Source organism: Flintibacter sp. P01028 (genome assembly GCF_041925235.1).
GTDB lineage: Bacteria > Bacillota > Clostridia > Oscillospirales > Oscillospiraceae > Lawsonibacter > Lawsonibacter aceti.
In genome coordinates, this window is sequence record NZ_JBHEVC010000008.1 from 1 (window position 1) to 18,101 (window position 18,101).

12 protein-coding genes are annotated in these 18,101 nt (G+C 58.4%); 3 read left to right on the forward strand and 9 right to left on the reverse strand.

The features are described from left to right. Positions 1-2,540: hypothetical protein (locus ACEVJK_RS12655; RefSeq protein WP_374740730.1), on the forward strand; the 2,540-nt coding region annotated here is incomplete at its 5' end. Between the two features lie 79 nt (positions 2,541-2,619). On the opposite strand, the gene ACEVJK_RS12660 is transcribed toward ACEVJK_RS12655, so the two are convergent. The 9 genes from ACEVJK_RS12660 to ACEVJK_RS12700 all read right to left on the reverse strand — a co-directional run bounded on the left by ACEVJK_RS12660 (position 2,620) and on the right by ACEVJK_RS12700 (position 14,936). Further along, entirely contained in the window at positions 2,620-3,303 is a 684-nt protein-coding gene (locus ACEVJK_RS12660; protein WP_374740731.1) for a hypothetical protein, read from the reverse strand. A gap of 312 nt (positions 3,304-3,615) precedes the next feature. Beyond that, positions 3,616-4,050, reverse strand: coding sequence for a ribose 5-phosphate isomerase B (rpiB, locus tag ACEVJK_RS12665; RefSeq protein ID WP_147572373.1), 435 nt, complete (start codon positions 4,048-4,050; stop codon positions 3,616-3,618). Between the two features lie 19 nt (positions 4,051-4,069). Then, a complete protein-coding gene (locus ACEVJK_RS12670) occupies positions 4,070-4,873 on the reverse strand; it encodes a histidinol-phosphatase HisJ family protein (RefSeq protein WP_186852855.1) in 804 nt (267 codons plus the stop codon). A gap of 93 nt (positions 4,874-4,966) precedes the next feature. Then, complete coding sequence (locus ACEVJK_RS12675; protein WP_147572371.1) at positions 4,967-7,402, reverse strand: glycogen/starch/alpha-glucan phosphorylase; 2,436 nt, start codon at positions 7,400-7,402, stop codon at positions 4,967-4,969. Positions 7,403-7,645: 243 nt separating this feature from the next. Next, the gene (gene glgA, locus ACEVJK_RS12680) at positions 7,646-9,082 is read right to left on the reverse strand and encodes a glycogen synthase GlgA (protein WP_262669985.1); all 1,437 of its coding nucleotides are present in this window, start codon (positions 9,080-9,082) and stop codon (positions 7,646-7,648) included. A 51-nt stretch (positions 9,083-9,133) separates the two neighbouring features. Then, positions 9,134-10,249: a glucose-1-phosphate adenylyltransferase subunit GlgD gene (gene glgD, locus ACEVJK_RS12685; protein ID WP_147572369.1), complete on the reverse strand. Its 1,116-nt coding sequence runs from the start codon at positions 10,247-10,249 to the stop codon at positions 9,134-9,136. Continuing rightward, positions 10,246-11,454 (reverse strand): glucose-1-phosphate adenylyltransferase, encoded by a 1,209-nt coding sequence (locus tag ACEVJK_RS12690; RefSeq protein ID WP_147572368.1) that lies wholly within the window; start codon positions 11,452-11,454, stop codon positions 10,246-10,248. The genes glgD and ACEVJK_RS12690 overlap by 4 nt, the downstream gene beginning before the upstream one ends. A gap of 77 nt (positions 11,455-11,531) precedes the next feature. Next, positions 11,532-13,595, reverse strand: a complete 2,064-nt coding sequence (gene glgB, locus ACEVJK_RS12695) for a 1,4-alpha-glucan branching protein GlgB (protein ID WP_340405997.1) — start codon at positions 13,593-13,595, stop codon at positions 11,532-11,534. Between the two features lie 195 nt (positions 13,596-13,790). After that, positions 13,791-14,936, reverse strand: a complete 1,146-nt coding sequence (locus ACEVJK_RS12700; protein WP_374740732.1) for a D-alanyl-D-alanine carboxypeptidase family protein — start codon at positions 14,934-14,936, stop codon at positions 13,791-13,793. Between the two features lie 293 nt (positions 14,937-15,229). On the opposite strand from ACEVJK_RS12700, the gene hemW reads away from it, so the two are divergent. Both hemW and ACEVJK_RS12710 read left to right on the forward strand, forming a co-directional pair. Next, a complete protein-coding gene (gene hemW, locus ACEVJK_RS12705; RefSeq protein ID WP_262669983.1) occupies positions 15,230-16,477 on the forward strand; it encodes a radical SAM family heme chaperone HemW in 1,248 nt (415 codons plus the stop codon). A gap of 260 nt (positions 16,478-16,737) precedes the next feature. After that, positions 16,738-18,033 (forward strand): UDP-N-acetylglucosamine 1-carboxyvinyltransferase, encoded by a 1,296-nt coding sequence (locus ACEVJK_RS12710; protein ID WP_147572364.1) that lies wholly within the window; start codon positions 16,738-16,740, stop codon positions 18,031-18,033. Positions 18,034-18,101: the final 68 nt, after the last annotated feature.

Sequence of the window (18,101 nt, forward strand, 5' to 3'; positions counted from 1 at the left end):
AGATCGGCACTTATGCCGACAACGCTGACGACTCCATGGTCATCAACAAGACCCTGAGCGCCCAGGCGATTCTGGTCACCGACAGCGACTATTTTGATTATAACCGCAAGGATCTGGCCTCCGATGGCGAGCTGAACCTGTACATCAACGGCGACGCCGCCTTTGAGAATGGGGACTATGACGACCTAGCCAATGTGACCCTGTTCGCCGGCGACCAGGTGGAGCTGTTTGAGAACGACGACAAGGAAGTGGACACCATCGCCGTGATCCGCTACTCCCTGGCCAAGATCGACACCATCGAGGACAACCTGTCCAGCACCTACACCAACAAGGGCGCCTCCTACGCCATTGATCTGGAGGACCTGAACGAGAGTTCCGTCGGTTCCGGCACCTACTATGACGTGTACGACGGCGATTCCTCTAAGGAACTGCCCGGCTTCAACGCTGAAACCTATGAAGAGGGAACCGTTCTGGCCGTGGCTCTGAACAACGACGGTGACGTGTTCGCCTCTCATGTGGCCAAGACCGCCGAGGGCACCATCACTACCTATAACAGCGGCTCTAAGGCCTACGTGACCATCGACAGCGCCAACTATCCCCTCCACGCCGTGGTGTTTACCTCCAGCCAGAGCCCCGCTCTGGATGAGGAGAACCGCAAGTCCCTGGCCTTCAACATGGACGACAGCATCTACACTGTTTACACCGACGCCAACGGCTATGTGGTGGGTATCGATGAGACCGAGTCCGTGAAGATTGAGGATGTGTACTATGTCTCCGGCATCCTGAAGGATACTAGCCGTTACACCACCTACTACGCCCAGGCCGTGTCCGTGTCCGACGGCACTATCACCGAGTTTAAGCTGGATCCCACCGACACCGGATTTGGTGGTACTCCTGCAACTCTGATTGGTGGAGGCAACTTTGCCAAGATTCAGGGCCTGTATACCTTCGACAAGGACGGCAGCAACTACGATGCCAAGCCCTACACCAGCGCCTCCGACAACACCTACTATGTATTCGGCGCTCCCACTAAGGCCAACGCCACCGACACCAACATGGCCGACAAGCTGGCCCGGGACGACACCAGCATGAAGCTGACCGGCGTCAGCCGCACCCTGTACCTGAACGACCGGACCAACTATGTGAAGGTTGAGGACGACCAGGCAGACATCGACGTGTCCTTCGTCACCGGCGGCACCTCCGTGGCCAATACCTGGACCTCTGGCGGTACCACCTACGGCACTGACGCCATCGTGATTGCCACCAAGACCGGCAACAACTATGTAGCTTCCTATGTGGTCCTGGTCAGCGACAAGTTCAACAACGCCGGCAGCGACGACGTGGTCTTCGTACACGAGCGTTCCAGCTCCTCCGTCAGCTACACTGACGCCGACGGCGAGAGCCAGAGCGGCTGGGCCACTGAGCTGTGGTTCCTGGATGGCTCCGGCAACAAGGAGACTGTGACCGTTACTACCCGTGTGGACGCCGGCTTCTACACCTGGGAGCTGAACGATGACGGCGTGTACGAGCTGAGCAATGGCAAGACCTATAATGCTCTGACCCTGGCCGCTGACTACAAGGATGAGACCGGCCACGCTGGCTTCACCGCCTCCGGCAACGACATCGACCTCACCGCCGGTGTCACTCTGGACAGCATCTACAACAACGGTCTGACCGTTAAGAACGTGTACAGCACCCACGACGCTGACGATGTGGCCTTCGCCGAGAATGTCATCATCGCCGACGACCGCAGCAAGGCTGTCCGCGACAACGATCCTTACACCAGCGCGATCACAAACGCCAGCCAGCTGAAGTCCGCGATTGACAAGGCTAACAGCGATGTTCAGGCCATCGTGTACTACGATGACGAGGAAGTCATCATGGTCTATGTTCTGAAGATGGTCGCCACCGCCGACAGCAATGTCGCTGAGATCAACTCCGTCACCCTGAATGGCGACGAGGTCAGCGTGTATACCACTTCCGCCGCTGCCGCTGCCAAGCCCATCACTGTGCCTGTCAGCAGCACTATGACGGTTGCGGCTGACGGTCTGGGCAACATGACCTATAAGCTGCAGCGCGACTACACTTCCGGCGATTTCAGTGGTAATACAATCAACCAGGGCAGCAGCCAGTTCTCTGGTACCGCTAACAAGGTGGATGTGATTGAGGTCACCGCTACCTCCGGTGACGGCAGCAAGACCGTATCCCGCTACTTCGCCGTGAAGACCGCAGTGGACTACACCATCAGCAACGTTGGCATGACCGCTACTACCGGCACCGCCACTGTGACCTTTGATGTGGCCACCGCTCTGACTGCCAGCCACAAGATCCAGGTCAAGCTGTACAGCAAGACCTATGAGGGAACTCTGGCTGCTGACTCCGGCGCGGTTGCCGCCAGCGCTGCTACTAGCCAGAGCGTTACTGGCTTGACTGTCCCCGTCACCGGCACCTATTTCGGCACCATTACCGTGTACGACACTGATGGGACCACCGTTCTGTACACTGCAGAGATTGCTGATCAGCTGCTGAGTGCAACCTAAATAGTATTTTCTGCTCACTCAACTCAAGTCGAGCAAAATACAAAGCAGAGCCCCGGGATTCTTCCCGGGGCTCCCCTTTTTACCGTTTCAGCCCATAGAGAACAATATGTCCTCCGGTCAGGATATCAGGCGCTCCCCCTCCCCGGCCCCAGCCTACCAGATTCAGGGTGTGCAGGTCGGACGGATCCAACTGTACCCCTCCCGGAGTCCATTGGGAGTCGCTGTATCTGTTGTTTCCCCAGCACCAGCCGCGTCCGGTGGCGCCAATCATCCCCGGGGCCAAATAAAGGCTTACCAAACTGCTTCCGTAGCTGCCATCCGGGATCATCGTGAAGTTGCACAGTGCGTCCATCCACTGGTTGTCAATTCCGGACCAGCGGTAGACGTTTTCCATGCCGTTGCACCGCAAGGCTATCCGCTCGCCGGGGGAGGCCACATTCAGGGACGCGTAGATATCGAGTCTGCGGTACTGGTTAAGGTCCAGGCCAGTCAGGTCAATATTTACTTTGGGCGAGCGTTTCTCAACGGACAGCTCCATGATTGGGACATAAAGAGTTGCCCACTCTGCCGCCTCCAATCGTGTTTTTAATGCGGCTATTTCCTGAAACATCGCAGCAGTTTCTGCCTTGCCTGCCAGACCCTCTGCCAAGTTAGTCAAAGCATCTTCTAACCTCTGGTTATCCTCGTTAAACTCCGTGCGGAGCACCTTATCCTCCGCCTCCCATTGGTTAAGCTGGTAGTGTTGGGTCTTGTTGGTTGACATGATGGTTCCTCCTTTAATGAGTAAGGTTAAGGGTGTGGCTTTTGCGGGGTACGCCTTTTTTATACACTTTGACAGGATTGTCTGAAGGGGCCTGTAAAATACGGCACGCCTAGTTGTCACACCCTGCATGACCGGTTAGTCGGGCCGGAGCCGTAGCGTGACCCCTTCTATCTAACATAAGAAACCGCCCCGGAGTGGGACGGTTTCATACATTTTTTGGAAATTATAATACAATTCTGTTCAAGGAGACTCTGCCATCGGGTCTCTTCCCATAAAAGGGACCTGGAGGCCACGCCCCCAGGTCCTTGCCCTTTATTTCTCCATATCCATGATTTGGGACACGCGGCGGGCGTGGCGCCCTCCCTCAAAGTCCGTGGTCAAAAACACATCTACGATGCGCTCGGCCAGGTTGGGCCCGATCATCCCCGCGCCCATCGCCAGCATATTGGCGTTGTTGTGGCGGCGGGTCAACTCGGCGGACAGGGGATCGGCGCACAGGGCGCAGCGGATACCCTTCACCTTGTTGGCGGTGATGGAGATGCCGATGCCGGTGGTGCAGATGACAATCCCCTTCTCACAGGCGCCGGAAGCCACAGCTTCGGCAGCCGCCTTGCCAAATACAGGGTAGTCACAGCTGGCGGTACTGTCTGTACCGAAGTCCTGGCAGGAGATGCCCTTGGCTACCAGATAGGCCTTGATATGCTCCTTCAAATTATAGCCGCCATGGTCAGATGCGATTGCGATCATAATAAATATCCTCCAATTCTTATAGTTTGATCCATTCAGGCCGCCGCTTCCGATAGACGGCAAAGCGATGGAATCCTGTTTCACGAAGGAGGGCCACAGCCTGGGAGATGCCGCGTCCCACATTTCCGGGGGAGTGGGCGTCAGAGCCGGTAGTGACCAACTCGCCCCCCAACTGATGGTAGTGTCTAAGGATGGGGCGCCAATCCTCCACCTCCCGGCCGCCGTGGGTGTTGACCTCGATTGCCTTCCCGTTTTGGATGACGGCACGGAGCAACTGGTCCAGCTGGTCCCCATACCGGTCCAAGGTGATGTGCCAGCCTGCTCTGCCGTTCATATAGCGGAGGGGATAGATAATATGGCCCAGGGCGTCGTAGCAGTCCAGCCGGGTCAGAGCCAGCATACTGGCGAAATAGTCATCCAGCGTGGTGTAGCACGCCTCCTCGGAGCGGTAGTCCAAATAGAAAAAATCTCGACCTCCCGCCTCTGGGCTCAGATTGTGGATGGAGCCGATGACAAAATCCAGGGGTGCGGCGGCCACAAGAGCCTCAGCCCGGCCGGGGTCCGTATAGGCCCCGCCCAGCTCGAGGCCCAGCAGCACCTTCACCTCGCTGCCGCCTTTGTCACGGGCCCGCCAGTATTGGTCCAAGATGGGCGTCCAGTCCCAGCCGCCCAGAGGAGCTCCGTTTTCGTCCTGCAGGTCACAGTGGTCGGTGGTGCACAGCTCCCGGAGGCCGGCCCTGCGTGCCGCCCGGACCATGTCCTCCAGCCGGGCGGTGCTGTCCGGTGAACAGCAGGAGTGCGTGTGGTAGTCTGTAAGATACATGGCCCACCTCCTTCTTCCCTATTGTAGTGCCTTTCCCCTGTTTTTGCAAGGGGGAAGGATGGAAAAGCGGGCCCTCCGGGCCCGCTTTTCCCATTATTTTCGGACAGGAACATGCCAGATCTCTCTGGCGTAGTCGCTGATTGACCTGTCGGCAGCAAAGAGGCCGGAACGGGCGATGTTGATGAGGGACATCTGATTCCATCGCTGGCGGTCGGCATAGGCCTCCAGCGCCCGCTTGTGAGCCTGGCAGTAGCTAGAGAAATCGGCCAGCAGCATATATTCATCCGCCATAGAGCCCCCAACGCCAAAGAGGAGGCGGTCGGTGATGCTGCTATACGACACATGGTCGTCAAAGCCGGCGGCGATCTGGTCAATGACCCGCTTCAGCCCATGGTCCCGCTGGTAGAGGTCCAGGGAGCGGTAGCCCTCCCGCTTGCGCTGGTTCACCTGCTCGGCGGTCAGGCCGAAGAGGAAAATATTTTCGTCCCCCAACTGCTGGTGCATCTCCACATTGGCGCCATCCAGAGTACCGATGGTCAGCGCGCCGTTCATCATGAATTTCATGTTGCCGGTGCCGCTGGCCTCCTTACCGGCGGTGGAGATCTGCTCGGACAGCTCACTGGCGGGCATCAGCTTCTCCGCCAGGGACACCCGGTAGTTCTCCAGGAAAACCACCTGAAGCTTATCCTTGCAGACCGGGTCCCTGCTGATTTGGGCTGCCAGGGAGTTGATGAGCTGGATGATCTCTTTGGCCACATGGTAGCCGGGAGCCGCCTTGGCGCCAAAGAGAAAGGTCTGGGGGGTGAAATCCATGTTGGGATTATCCCGCAACTGCTGATACAGATAGACGATGTGGAGGACATTGAGCAGTTGTCGCTTATACTCGTGGAGGCGCTTGACCTGGACATCGAAGATGGCGTCGGTGTTCAGGATAACGCCAGATTCCCGGGCCACATAGGCGGCAAAGCGGCGTTTGTTCTCCCCTTTGATGGCCTCCAGCTGCTTCAGCACGGACTTGTCGTCCTTGCAGTTCTCCAGCTTCCGAATGGCCTCCGGGTGGATGAGGTACTCGTCTCCTCCGGAGCAGTCCCGGATCAGGGCGTCCAACTTGGGGTTAATTTGAGACAGCCAGCGGCGGTGGTCAATGCCGTTGGTCACATTCTTGAACTTACCCGGGGCGGCCAGATAGGCGTCATGGAATACCTCCCGTTTCAGGATATCGGAGTGGAGGGCGGAAACGCCGTTGATATACTGGCAGGCACAGACGCACAGGTTGGCCATGCGCACCTCGCCCCCCCAGATGATGGCCATGTGGGCGATCTTGCCCTGGTCGCTGCCGTAGCGCCGCTCCAGCTCCCCCTGGTAGCGGTGGGCGATCTCCTTCAGGATCTGCCACACACGGGGGAGCAGGCTCTCAATCAAGGCCTGGGGCCACCGCTCCAGAGCTTCGGCCAAGACGGTATGGTTGGTGTAGCACACGGTATGGGTGACAATATGCCATGCCTCGTCCCAGGAATAGCCCTCCTGGTCCAACAGGATGCGCATTAGCTCCGGGATGACCAGGGTGGGATGGGTGTCGTTGATCTGGATGACATGCTTTTCATGGAAATTGTGGAGGGTGCCATACTGGGCCCGGTGCTTGCGGACAATGGACTGGACCGTGGCGGATACAAAGAAATACTGCTGCTTCAGGCGCAGGGATTTCCCCTCGTAGTGGTTGTCGTCGGGGTAGAGGACCTTAGCGATGACCTCCGCCATGGCCTGCTGCTCCACAGCCTTGAGATACTCGCCCCGGGAGTAGAGGGACATATCCACCGGGACCGGACTCTTGGCGTCCCACAGGCGCAGGGTGTTGGTATGCCGGGTCTGGTAGCCGGCGATCTCCATGTCCCGGGGAATGGCCAGCACGGCGGTATAGCCCACATGCTCAGGGTGGTTGACGCCGTTTTCATCCCATCGGTCCTCAATCTTTCCGCCGAAGCGGACCTCCTCCGTCTCATCCAGCTTGGGGATGAGCCAGGCGTCCCCCAGACCTAGCCAGTTGTCCGCCAGCTCTACCTGCTTGCCGTCGATGATCTTCTGCTTGAAGATGCCCAGCTCGTAGCAGATGGAGTAGCCGGTGGCGGGGATCTCCAGGGTGGTCATGGAGTCCAGGTAGCAGGCGGCCAGACGGCCCAGGCCGCCGTTGCCCAGGCCGGCATCGGGTTCCTGCTCAAATAGATCGGCGGCGGAGAAGCCCAGTCCCTCCAGCGTCTCCTTGAGTGTATTCAGCAGCCCCAAGTTATAGGCGTTCTTCTCCAGAGAGCGGCCCATGAGGAACTCCAGGGACAGGTAGTGGACCTGACGCCGCTGCCCCTCCCACACCTGGTTGCCCGTTTCGATTTGATGGCGGGACATGATGTCCCGGAGGACTAGGGCACAGGCCTTGAACATATGGTTGGGGGTGGCCTCTTCCACAGTGCGGCCGAAGTTGCGCTGGAGCTTACCGATAATCATCTCGGTGAGCTGGGCCTTGGTATATTCTGCCATAGAGAGCCTCCTGTAATATCAAAATCGGTGCTTCCGCACGCAGGAAAAATTGCAAAAAGCGGTCTTTGCCCAGCCATTGTATCAGGTTTGGGCAGGAGCGTCAATGGGCAGAAACGCCCAAGATATGGGCGTTTCCGGGGATTTCTCAACATTTTTCATAAGAAAAGATGCCTTGTAAAAATCGATGGGCCCCGGACGCTATACACATCGTCCGGGGCCCTCTGATTATGTCAGACAGAGCTGTCAGCCGAGGATGCGCTGATAGATGTCCAGATACTGCCTGGCCGAGTTGTCCCAGGAGAAGTCGGCAGTCATTCCCTCTCTTTGCAGAGCCCGCCAGGCCTTTTTGTTGCTGTGGTAGAGGTCTACGGCCTCCCGCAGCACCCAGACCATGTCCCCCGCGTTGATGTTGGCAAAAGTGAAGCCACGGCCGGTCCCATCAAACTTATTGTAGGGGACAACGGTGTCCTTCAGGCCGCCAGTCTCCCGAACCACAGGGATGGTGCCGAAGCGCATGGCGATCATCTGAGACAGGCCGCAGGGTTCGGAGACCGAGGGCATCAGGAACAGGTCGGCTCCGGCATAGATCATGGTGGACAGAGGGGCGGAATAGGTCAGTTGGGCGGCGAAGCGGCCGGGGTACTGACTCTGAGCGTGGCGGAACGCCTCCTCATACTGCCAGTCGCCGGTGCCAAGCACCACCATCTGCACGTCCAGGCCCATGATCTCCTGAAGGGAGTCTGTCACCAGGGAGAAGCCCTTGTGGCCAACCAGACGGGACACGCAGGCGATGATGGGCACATCAGGATTCTCCTGAAGGCCAACGGCCTGCTGCAGGGCCTGCTTACACTGGTTCTTGCCCTTGACCAAGGCGCGGGGGGTAAAGTTGGCGGCAAGGCCAGGGTTGGTGGCTGGATCGTAGAGGTCCACATCGATGCCGTTTAGAATGCCCTCCAGCTTGCCGCTCTGTTGATTGATGACCCCGTCCAGCCCATGGGCGTAGAAGGGAGTGCGCAGCTCCTGGGCATAGGTGGGGGATACCGTAGTGACGAAGTTGGAGGCCATAATAGCGCCCTTCATCAGGTTCACGTCCCGATGGTAGGCCAGCATCCCCTCGTTGAGATAGCTCTTGTCCAGACCGATGACATCCTGAAGGACCTGGTCGCCGTAGCGGCCCTGGTACTCGATGTTGTGAATGGTAAAGACGCTCTTGGTCCCTCCCAGTTGAGGGATGCGGTATTTCTCCTCCAGCAGATAGACGGGGACGAGGGCGGTCTGCCAGTCGTTGCAGTGGATGATATCTGGGGCCCAGTCCAGCTGTCCCGGAGTTTCGATGATAGCCCTGGAGAAGAAGGCGAACCGCTCGCAGTCGTCGAAATGTCCATAGAGCTGCCAACGCTTGAAGTAGTATTCGTTGTCTACAAACCAGTAGGCGACCCCCTCCCGCTCCAGATGGAAGATGCCACAGTAGACCTGCCGCCAGGACAGGGTGACATTGAAGTATTTGAGAAAGGTCATCTGTTCCCGCCACTCCTGGCCGATGCCCTCGTACAGAGGAAGGATGACCTTGACCTCGTGGCCCTCCCGAGCCAGAGCCTGGGGCAGGGAGCCGGCCACATCGGCCAGTCCGCCGGTCTTAATAAAGGGAGCAACCTCGGAGGAGGCAAATAGGATCTTCATAGACGATTCCTCTTTTCAAAAGATTCAAACTGGAGTGGATGAAAGAGACGGTCATACCACCGAATTTTTGGCGATGGCCAGGGGATATGTAGCGTGGCCCATGAGCATCCGGTCCTCATTAATCACCACGTTTTTGTCCGCGATGACATAGGCCAGAGAAGCTCCGGCTTTGACCACCGTACCCTGCATCAATACGCTGTTGGACACCTTGGCGCCCTTTTCTACAATGACGCCGCGGGAGAGGATGGAGTTTTCCACCACGCCCTCAATATAGCAGCCGTCGGCTACCAGGGACTGGACCGCCACCGCGTCGGGCCCGTAGTAGGTGGAGGGGTTGGACTGATCCTTGGTGCGGATGGGGCGGCTGATGTTGAACAAGTCAGCGCGGACCTTGGGATCCAGAAGATCCATGGAGTGTTGGAAGTAGTCGCTTACAGACTGGAAGCGGGCCACATAGCCCTGGTGGATGTAAGGCATCATCTTCAAGCTCTTGAGCCGGGGGCGCAGGACACCTCGGCTGAAGCTGTGGATATCGTGCGCGGAACAGTACTCTACCATATCCAGCAGCAGCTGCTTGGACAGGATGTACACCTCCAGGGACTCCAGGGCCTGGTCCGCAGTAGTGGGATGGATGGACAGATCCGTGATCCGGCCCTCCCCGCTGACCTCCACATACTCCGAAAACTGAGGAGCCCCTTTCAGGGTGGGGGTACACACCATAGTCACGTCGGCCCCGGAGGCGATGTGCTGCTCCAGTACCTGGGCCACGGGCAGGTTAACAGCGATATCGCCCCAGCCCATGATAACATAGTCCTGGCGGATATTCTGAAGATATCCGGCTACGCCGGCCAGAGCCTCCATGTTGCCCCGATACTCGCCGCCTCCCTTGCCCTGATATCCGAAGGGGGGCAGGATGCGCAGGCCGCCGTGTTTGCGGGACAGGTCCCAGTCCTTCCCGGTTCCAAGGTGATCCAGCAGAGATTGATAGCTCTCATGGACCACCAGCCCCACGTCGGTGATACCCGCGTTGACATAGCTGGACAACATGAAATCGATCAGGCGGTACCGCCCGCCAAAGGGCAGGGAGCAGGTGTTGCGGGGCCTGGTCAGCTCTCCCAGATTGGCGTTAGAGCGATAGGCGAAGAGAATGCCGTGGAGATCATTCATGCCCGATCACCTCCCTTCACTGCTTCCCGAACCATGGCGCCGGGGGACACCACAGCCTGTTCCCCTACGGTGACGCCGCTGGCCACCACGGCGATGCCCCATTTGGGATCATCGTTGGGAGCGGAGCCCACTACGGCGCCCGCCTCAATGACGGCGGCCTCTGCCACAATGGCGTAAGACACCTGGGCTCCGGCTCGGACCACCGCCCCTGGCATGAGGATGGAGTACTGAACGCTGGCTCCTTCCTCTACAGTGACAGAGTGAAACAGTACAGAGTTCTCCACCGTCCCGTCCACCCGACTGCCGCCGGTCACCAGAGAGTGGGAGATGTGGGCGTTGGGGCCTGTGACATGGGGAGGTTTAACGGGAGTTCTGGCGTAAATGGGCCAGTCTGGGTCATACAGGTCGATGCTGTTCCGGGGGGCCAGCATATCCATGTTAGCGTCCCACAGAGAATTGATGGTGCCAACATCCTTCCAGTAGCCGTGGAAGCGGTAGGCCATCATCACCTCGTTGGCGGCGAGCATGTTGGGGATGATGTTCTTCCCGAAGTCGTTGGTAGAGGCCGGATCAGCTTCGTCGTCAATGAGGTACTGCCGGAGCTTGGACCAGGTGAACACATAAATGCCCATGGAGGCCAGATTGCTCTTGGGTTGGGCCGGCTTCTCCTCAAACTCGTAGATCCGGTCGTTTTCGTCCACATTCATGATGCCGAAGCGGGTGGCCTCCTCCATCGTGACCTCCAGGACGGAAATGGTGCAGGCCGCCCCGGACTTCTTATGCAGGTCCACCATGTCGGCGTAGTTCATTTTATAGATGTGGTCACCGGACAGGATGACCACATACTCCGGGTCATACAGGTCCAGAAAGCCAATGTTCTGGTAAATGGCGTTTGCCGTACCCTTGTACCAGGTGCCCTGGTCGCCCTCCCTCATATAGGGGGGGAGGATGTGTACGCCGCCGTCAGACCGGTCCAGGTCCCAGGGCTGCCCGTTGCCGATGTAGCTGTTCAGCTCCAGGGGACGGTACTGGGTCAGGACACCGACGGTATCAATGCCGGAGTTGACACAGTTGGACAGGGGAAAATCAATGATGCGGTACTTGCCCCCAAAGGGGACGGCAGGTTTGGCTACATGGCTGGTCAGAGCGTAGAGGCGGCTGCCCTGGCCGCCGGCCAGCAACATGGCCACAACTTCTTTCTTCATGCTGTTCACCTCTTGTCTGTTTCGAGCGCGGGGGAAGGAAAACGTGAAATCAGGGCGCAGAGCTCTGGAATTTCCAATCAGTGCTTAGGGCTTTTCCCGGCAGGGGTCTTTTTCCCCCTGGTGGGAGCCTTTTTTTCTTTGGCTGGCGCTTTTTTGCCTTTGACAGGGGCCGCCTTCTCAGCCTTTGCCCCCTCCTCTTTGTCTGCCTTGGACCTGCGTGCCGGATTTTTCCGCACACAGCGGTAAATGACCGCCGACATGGGAGGCAGGTCGATAACCAGGGACTGCTGCTGGTCATGGCAGGGGACCTTCTCAGTTTTAAGCGGCTCCTTGTCCCCCAGTCCCTGGCCGCCGAACTGCTGGTCGTCGGTGTTGAGGACCACGGCCCACCGCCCGCCGAAGGGGGCGCCTACCCGATAGCCGTCCCGGTGCTCTGGGGAGAAGTTGCACACCACAATCAAAGGGTTGCCCTTTTTGTCCCACCGGAGGAAGGAAATGGTGTCGGCTTGATTATCATCGGCACATAGCCACTGGAAGCCCTGCCAGGAGTCGTCCTGCTCCCAAAGGGGGGGCTGGGAGAGGTAAAAGTTGTTGGCCGTTTTGAAAAATGCCTGGGTCTGGCGGTGGGGCTCGTACTGGAGCAGGTGCCAGTCCAGGGAGTACTCGTAGTGCCACTCGTTCCATTGAGCCAGCTCTGCCCCCATGAAGGTAAGCTTTTTCCCCGGATGGGTCAGCATATAGGTATAGAAGGCCCGGACTCCGGCGAATTTCATGGGGTTGTCCCCCGGCATCTTGCCAAAGAAGGAGCCCTTCATATGGACCACCTCGTCGTGGGACAGGGGAAGGATGTAATTCTCAGAAAAGGCGTACATCAGGGAGAAGGTGATATCCCGGTGATTGTACTGCCGGAAATAGGGGTCCAGCTTGATGTAATGGCAGATGTCGTTCATCCAGCCCATGTTCCACTTGAAGTTGAACCCCAGACCCCCGTCATGGACGGGCTTGGTCACCTTGGGCCAGGCGGTGGATTCCTCGGCGATCATCAGCACATCGGGATGGGCGGCAAAGACGGCGGTGTTCAGCTGCTGGAAAAACTCGATGGCCTCCAGGTTCTCCTTGCCGCCGTGGATGTTGGGCATCCAGGCCCCGTCCTGTCGGCCGTAGTCCAGATAGAGCATGGAGGACACCGCGTCTACCCGCAGGCCGTCCATGTGGTACTCCTCCAGCCAGAACATGGCCGAGGAGAACAGGAAGGAGCGGACCTCGTTTCGCCCATAGTCAAAGACCTGGGTGCCCCAGTCCGGGTGCTCCCCCTTCCTGGGGTCGGCATACTCATAGGTGGGGGTGCCGTCAAAGTGATATAGCCCAAAGGCATCCCGTGGGAAGTGGGCCGGGACCCAGTCCATGATGACCCCGATACCCGCCTGGTGGAGTTGGTCAATGAGATACTTGAGATCGTCAGGGGTGCCGAAGCGGCTGGTAGCGGCAAAGTATCCGGTGCATTGATAGCCCCAGGAGGCATCCAGGGGGTGCTCGGTGACCGGCAGGAGCTCCACATGGGTGAACCCCATCTCCTTTACATAGGGTACCAGATAGGAGGCGATATCCCGATAGCTGAGGAACTCCCCCTCGCCGGTGCGCCGCCAGGAGCCCAGGTGACATTCATAAATATTCATCGGGCCGGTATAGGGGACATATTTGGACCGATACTCCAGCCAGGACTGGTCGCCCCACTGGTAGGCGTTCTCCCACAGATCATAGATCTTGGTAGACACATCGGGCCGGGTAGCGGCGTGGAAGCCATAGGGATCGGCTTTGCCCACGAAGGAGCCGTCCTCTTTATGTATGGCATACTGATAGGCGTCATAGCGGCGCAGCCCTGGGACAAACGCCTCCCAGATGCCGCCCTCCAGCTTAGTCATGGGGGTGGCTTCCAGGTCCCAGCCGTTGAAGTCGCCGATGATGGTGACCTTAGGGGCGTTGGGGGCCCACACCCGGAACAGATAGCCCTCTCTGCCGGCCTCGTCCTCCGCTGGGTGGGCGCCGAAACACCGCCACGCATGGGTGGAACGTCCCTCTGAAAATGCCTCCAATTCCAAAAACAAGTCAAAAGAAGACAAACTTCCCTGATATTTCAACATTTTTTCACCTCAAAAATAAGTGCTTCCGCCGCCTATCGGCCAAAGTAACAATATTAAACGGATAGTTTGATAGTATATTTATATAAATTATACAACGGCGGTGGTGCCACGTCAAGTAAAATAGAGGTAAAGCCTCCCATTTTCTTTCAATATTCTCGCCGCTATGTAGGGTCGGGCAAATAAGCCCGGCCTGGTTCAGCGCGCCATGAGCAACTGCCGTAGCAGCTGGCCAAAGATGCCAGGGACAGTAAGCCTGTCCACCTGTTGCGCGGAGACGATGGGAATGGTGTCCCGAAGCTCCCCGCCCACATAGACCTCCATCTGCCCCAGAATCTGACCCTGGTCCACAGGGGCTTCCACGTCCTGAGCCACGGTCAGCTGGGTGGTCACCTGACTCTCCTCCCCCTTGCGGACCAGCAGGCGGCAGTCACGATTGAGCTGCGGCTGGACCTGCTCCACTGTACCCAGGAGCACATCTACCGGAGCCAGGGGGGCGTCCGGGTACACATCCACCAGGGCATAGTTGGCAAAGCCATAGTCCAGCAGGGCCTTGGCGTCGTCAAAGCGCTGGGCGGTGGTGGGGGCCTTCATGACCACGGCGATGAGCTCCATGCCATCCCGCTCCGCGGTAGCGGACATACAGTACAACGCTGAGTCGGTGGAGCCGGTCTTCAGGCCGGTGGCTCCCTGGTAAAAGCGGATGAGGCGGTTGGTGTTAGTCAGGCCGAAGGCGCCGTTTCGGATGGAGTCCATCCAGATGGTGGTGTACTCCCGGATGGAGGGATGGTTCAGAATGAGCTCCCGAGACATGAGAGCGATATCATGGGCGGAGGTCTGATGTCCCTGGGCGGGCAGCCCGGTGCAGTTGAGGAAGGTAGTGTCCGCCATCCCCAGCTCCTGGGCCCGCTGGTTCATCAGGGAAACAAAGGCCCCCTCACTGCCGGCCAGATGCTCGGCCAGAGCCACAGCACAGTCGTTGCCGGACACCACGGTGACACATTTGATCATCTCGGCCACCGACATCTGCTCCCCTTCCTTTAGATAGACTTGGGAGCCGCCCATTCCAGCGGCATAGGCGGAAACGGTGACGGTGTCGTCCAGGGCAATCCTGCCGCTGTCTACCGCCTCCATCACCAGCAGAAGGGTCATGATCTTGGTGACACTGGCGGGTTCCAGCTTCTGGTGGGCATCTTGCTCATAGAGGATGGTCCCGGTCTCCTTCTCCATCAGGATGGCCGAGGGGCAGGACAGGGATAGTCCCGCATCCTCCCCCACAGCAGCCGCGGGAAACAGGCCGGCGAGCAGCAGGACAGCCAGAAAAATCGTGGACAAGCGTTTCATAAAAGGTTCCTCCTGATCCTTCATTTGTCGGTAAGGTCAGGATATGGAGAGAGAAACTTTTCTATACAGAGAGAAACTGCGGTATTTTTTTCTGGCTGTTCACTTATTACCATAGCGCATAGAGACGGCAAGATGTGTCGAAGGCGGGCGAAAGGAGCCTAGAATGGTAAATTTTGGATTTTATTGCCTCTGCCACTTGTCCACACGCTTCTGCGGATCAAAATTTTTCTCCCCCATTTGCATTTTCGCTCACATTCGATATAATACTGATGAGAAAGAGGGAGGGACGCCCCATGTTTGGAAAAAAGAAAGAAACCCAACCCAAGGCCCCCACAGGGGACAGTCTTGGCATTTACATCCACATCCCTTTTTGCCGCAGCAGATGTGACTACTGCGACTTCTACTCTGTGGCCGGTCGAGAGGACCGGATGGACAGCTATCAGAAGGCACTGCTGGCCCACATCAAAGAGACAGCTCCCCTGGCCCAGGGGATCCCGGTGGACACGGTCTATTTCGGCGGCGGTACCCCCAGCTTCTTTGGGGATAAGCGGCTGCGGGAACTGCTGGGAGCCATTCAAAAGCAGTTCCAGCTTACCCAGGACGCGGAAATCACTTTGGAGGCCAATCCGGACAGCGTGGATGTCCGGGCCCTGCGCCGCCTCCGCAAGGCAGGCTTCAACCGACTTTCCTTAGGGATGCAGTCCGCCTGCCCCGCGGAGCTGGAATCGGTCCACCGCCCCCATACCGTCCAGCAGGTAGACCAGGCGGTGGCCGCGGCTAGGAAAGCTAAATTTAAAAACCTGTCCTTGGACCTGATCTACGGATTGCCGGGCCAGACCATGGACAGCTGGAAGGCCACAGTGGAACACGCCCTGTCCCTCATTCCCCAGCACCTGTCCTGCTATGGGCTGAAGGTGGAGGAGGGCACGCGGCTGGCCGCCCGGGTGGCGGCGGGGGAGCAGCTGCCCGACGACGACGCCCAGGCGGACCTGTACCTGTGGACCGTGGGCCGCCTGGAGCGGGCCGGTCTGCCCCAATATGAGATCTCCAATTTTGCCAAGCCCGGTATGGAGTCCCGGCACAACCTGCGCTACTGGCTCACCCGGCCCTATATCGGATTTGGGCCCGGGGCCCACTCCGACTTCGGCGGACGGCGCTACTCCTTTGTCCGGGACCTGGACGGATATATTGATGGTGTGCTCCGCGGGGGCAGCCTCATCGACAGCGAGGAGCTGATTCCCCGCCGGGAGCGGAGCGGGGAGTATCTGATGCTCCGCCTGCGTACCGCCCAGGGCATCGAGGAGTGGGAATACCGGGGAACCTATTTTATGGATTTCGCCCCCCTGGAGGCCCGGTTGGAGCAGTTTTGTGATAAGGGCTGGGCGGAGCGGACGGCGGAGGGCCGCTGGCGGTTGACACCCCAGGGCTTTCTGCTGTCTAACCAGCTCATCGGTGATTTGTTGGAGCGGCAGGAGCAGTCCGAACTGTCTGACCTGCTGCCTCGGGCCCGACAGCAGTTTACCAAGCGAAAGGGGGAGTAAGGACCCAAGTTCGTCAAAAACAGACCGTTTTTTTTGCGCCATCAGACAGCCCAAAGGCCATTTTATGAGACCGCTCTGTATTTTTTTACAATTCGAGGCCGGCTATGTAAAATCTGTTGCTACTCGGATATAATAGTGCTATAATATATTTGTTTTATAGCGCCCTGGTGAAGATACAGGGCTTTTTTTGACTTACATATGGCCGTTTTGGCCGTATAATCCATAAATTCCACCATTTGGAGCAAAAGAGGGTGCAATATTTGACCAAGTATCAGATCCGTGGCGGAAGGCCCCTGCACGGTACTATCGAAATCAGCGGCGCCAAAAATGCCGCTGTGGCTATCATCCCCGCCGCTCTGCTGGTAGATGGGGTGTGCCGCATTGAGAATATCCCTCAAATCAGCGATGTGACCCTGATCCTCCAGATCCTGCGGGAGCTGGGGGCGGATATAAAGACTGTCAACCGCACGACTGTGGATGTGGACTGCTCCCACATCCGCAACCGTCAGGTCCCCTATGAGCTGGCGCGGAAGATCCGGGCCAGCTATTATCTGGTCGGGGCTCTCCTGGGCCGCTTTGGCTGGGCGGAGGTACCTCTGCCCGGCGGCTGCGATCTGGGCGGCCGTCCCATTGATCAGCACATCAAAGGCTTTGTCTCCATGGGGGCCGAGGTGGACGTGCGCAACGGCCTGATCTACGCCCAGGTGCCCGGCGGCGGCCGTCTGGCTGGGGGACAGGTGTACCTAGATATGGTGTCCGTGGGCGCGACCATGAATATTATGCTGGCTGCGGTCCTTTCCGCCGGCATGACTGTGATTGAGAACGCCGCAAAGGAGCCCCATATTGTAGACCTGGCCAACTTTCTCAACTCCATGGGCGCCGACATCATGGGCGCCGGTACTGATGTCATCAAGATCCGGGGTGTGGAGCGGCTGCGGGGTGGCTCCTATTCCATCATTCCCGACCAAATTGAGGCGGGCACCTATATGGCCGCAGTAGCTGCCGCTGGGGGCGAGGTTTTGATCAAAAACGTCATCCCCAAGCACCTGGACTGCATCACCGCCAAGCTGGTGGAGATGGGGGTAGAGGTGGAGGAGCAGGACGACGCGCTGCTCATCCGCCGGAATGGCCCCATCAGCCGGGTCAATGTGAAGACCATGCCCTATCCTGGCTTTCCCACTGACATGCAGCCTCAAATCGCCGCAGTCCTGTGCCTGGCACGGGGGACCAGCGTTTTGACAGAAGGAGTATGGGAAAACCGCTACCGCTATGTGGATGAGTTCCGCCGCATGGGCGCCCAGATCCAGGTGGATGGAAAAGTAGCCGTTATTGAAGGGGTGGAGGCACTGACCGGGGCGCCGGTCCATGCCTGCGACCTGCGGGCGGGGGCCGCCATGGTCATTGCCGGACTGGCCGCACAGGGGGTCACGGAGATCGACAGCATCCATCATATCGAGCGGGGCTATGAAACTCTTGTGGAGAAACTGGCCGCTGTGGGCGCCGAGATCCAGACCGTCACCGTGCCTGACGAGGAGAGCCAGCCACAGGTAGGATAAGCAGCACCGCATCAGGAATTAGGAGTTAGAAATCAGGAACCGGTCTATGGTCCCATTCCTGATTCCTC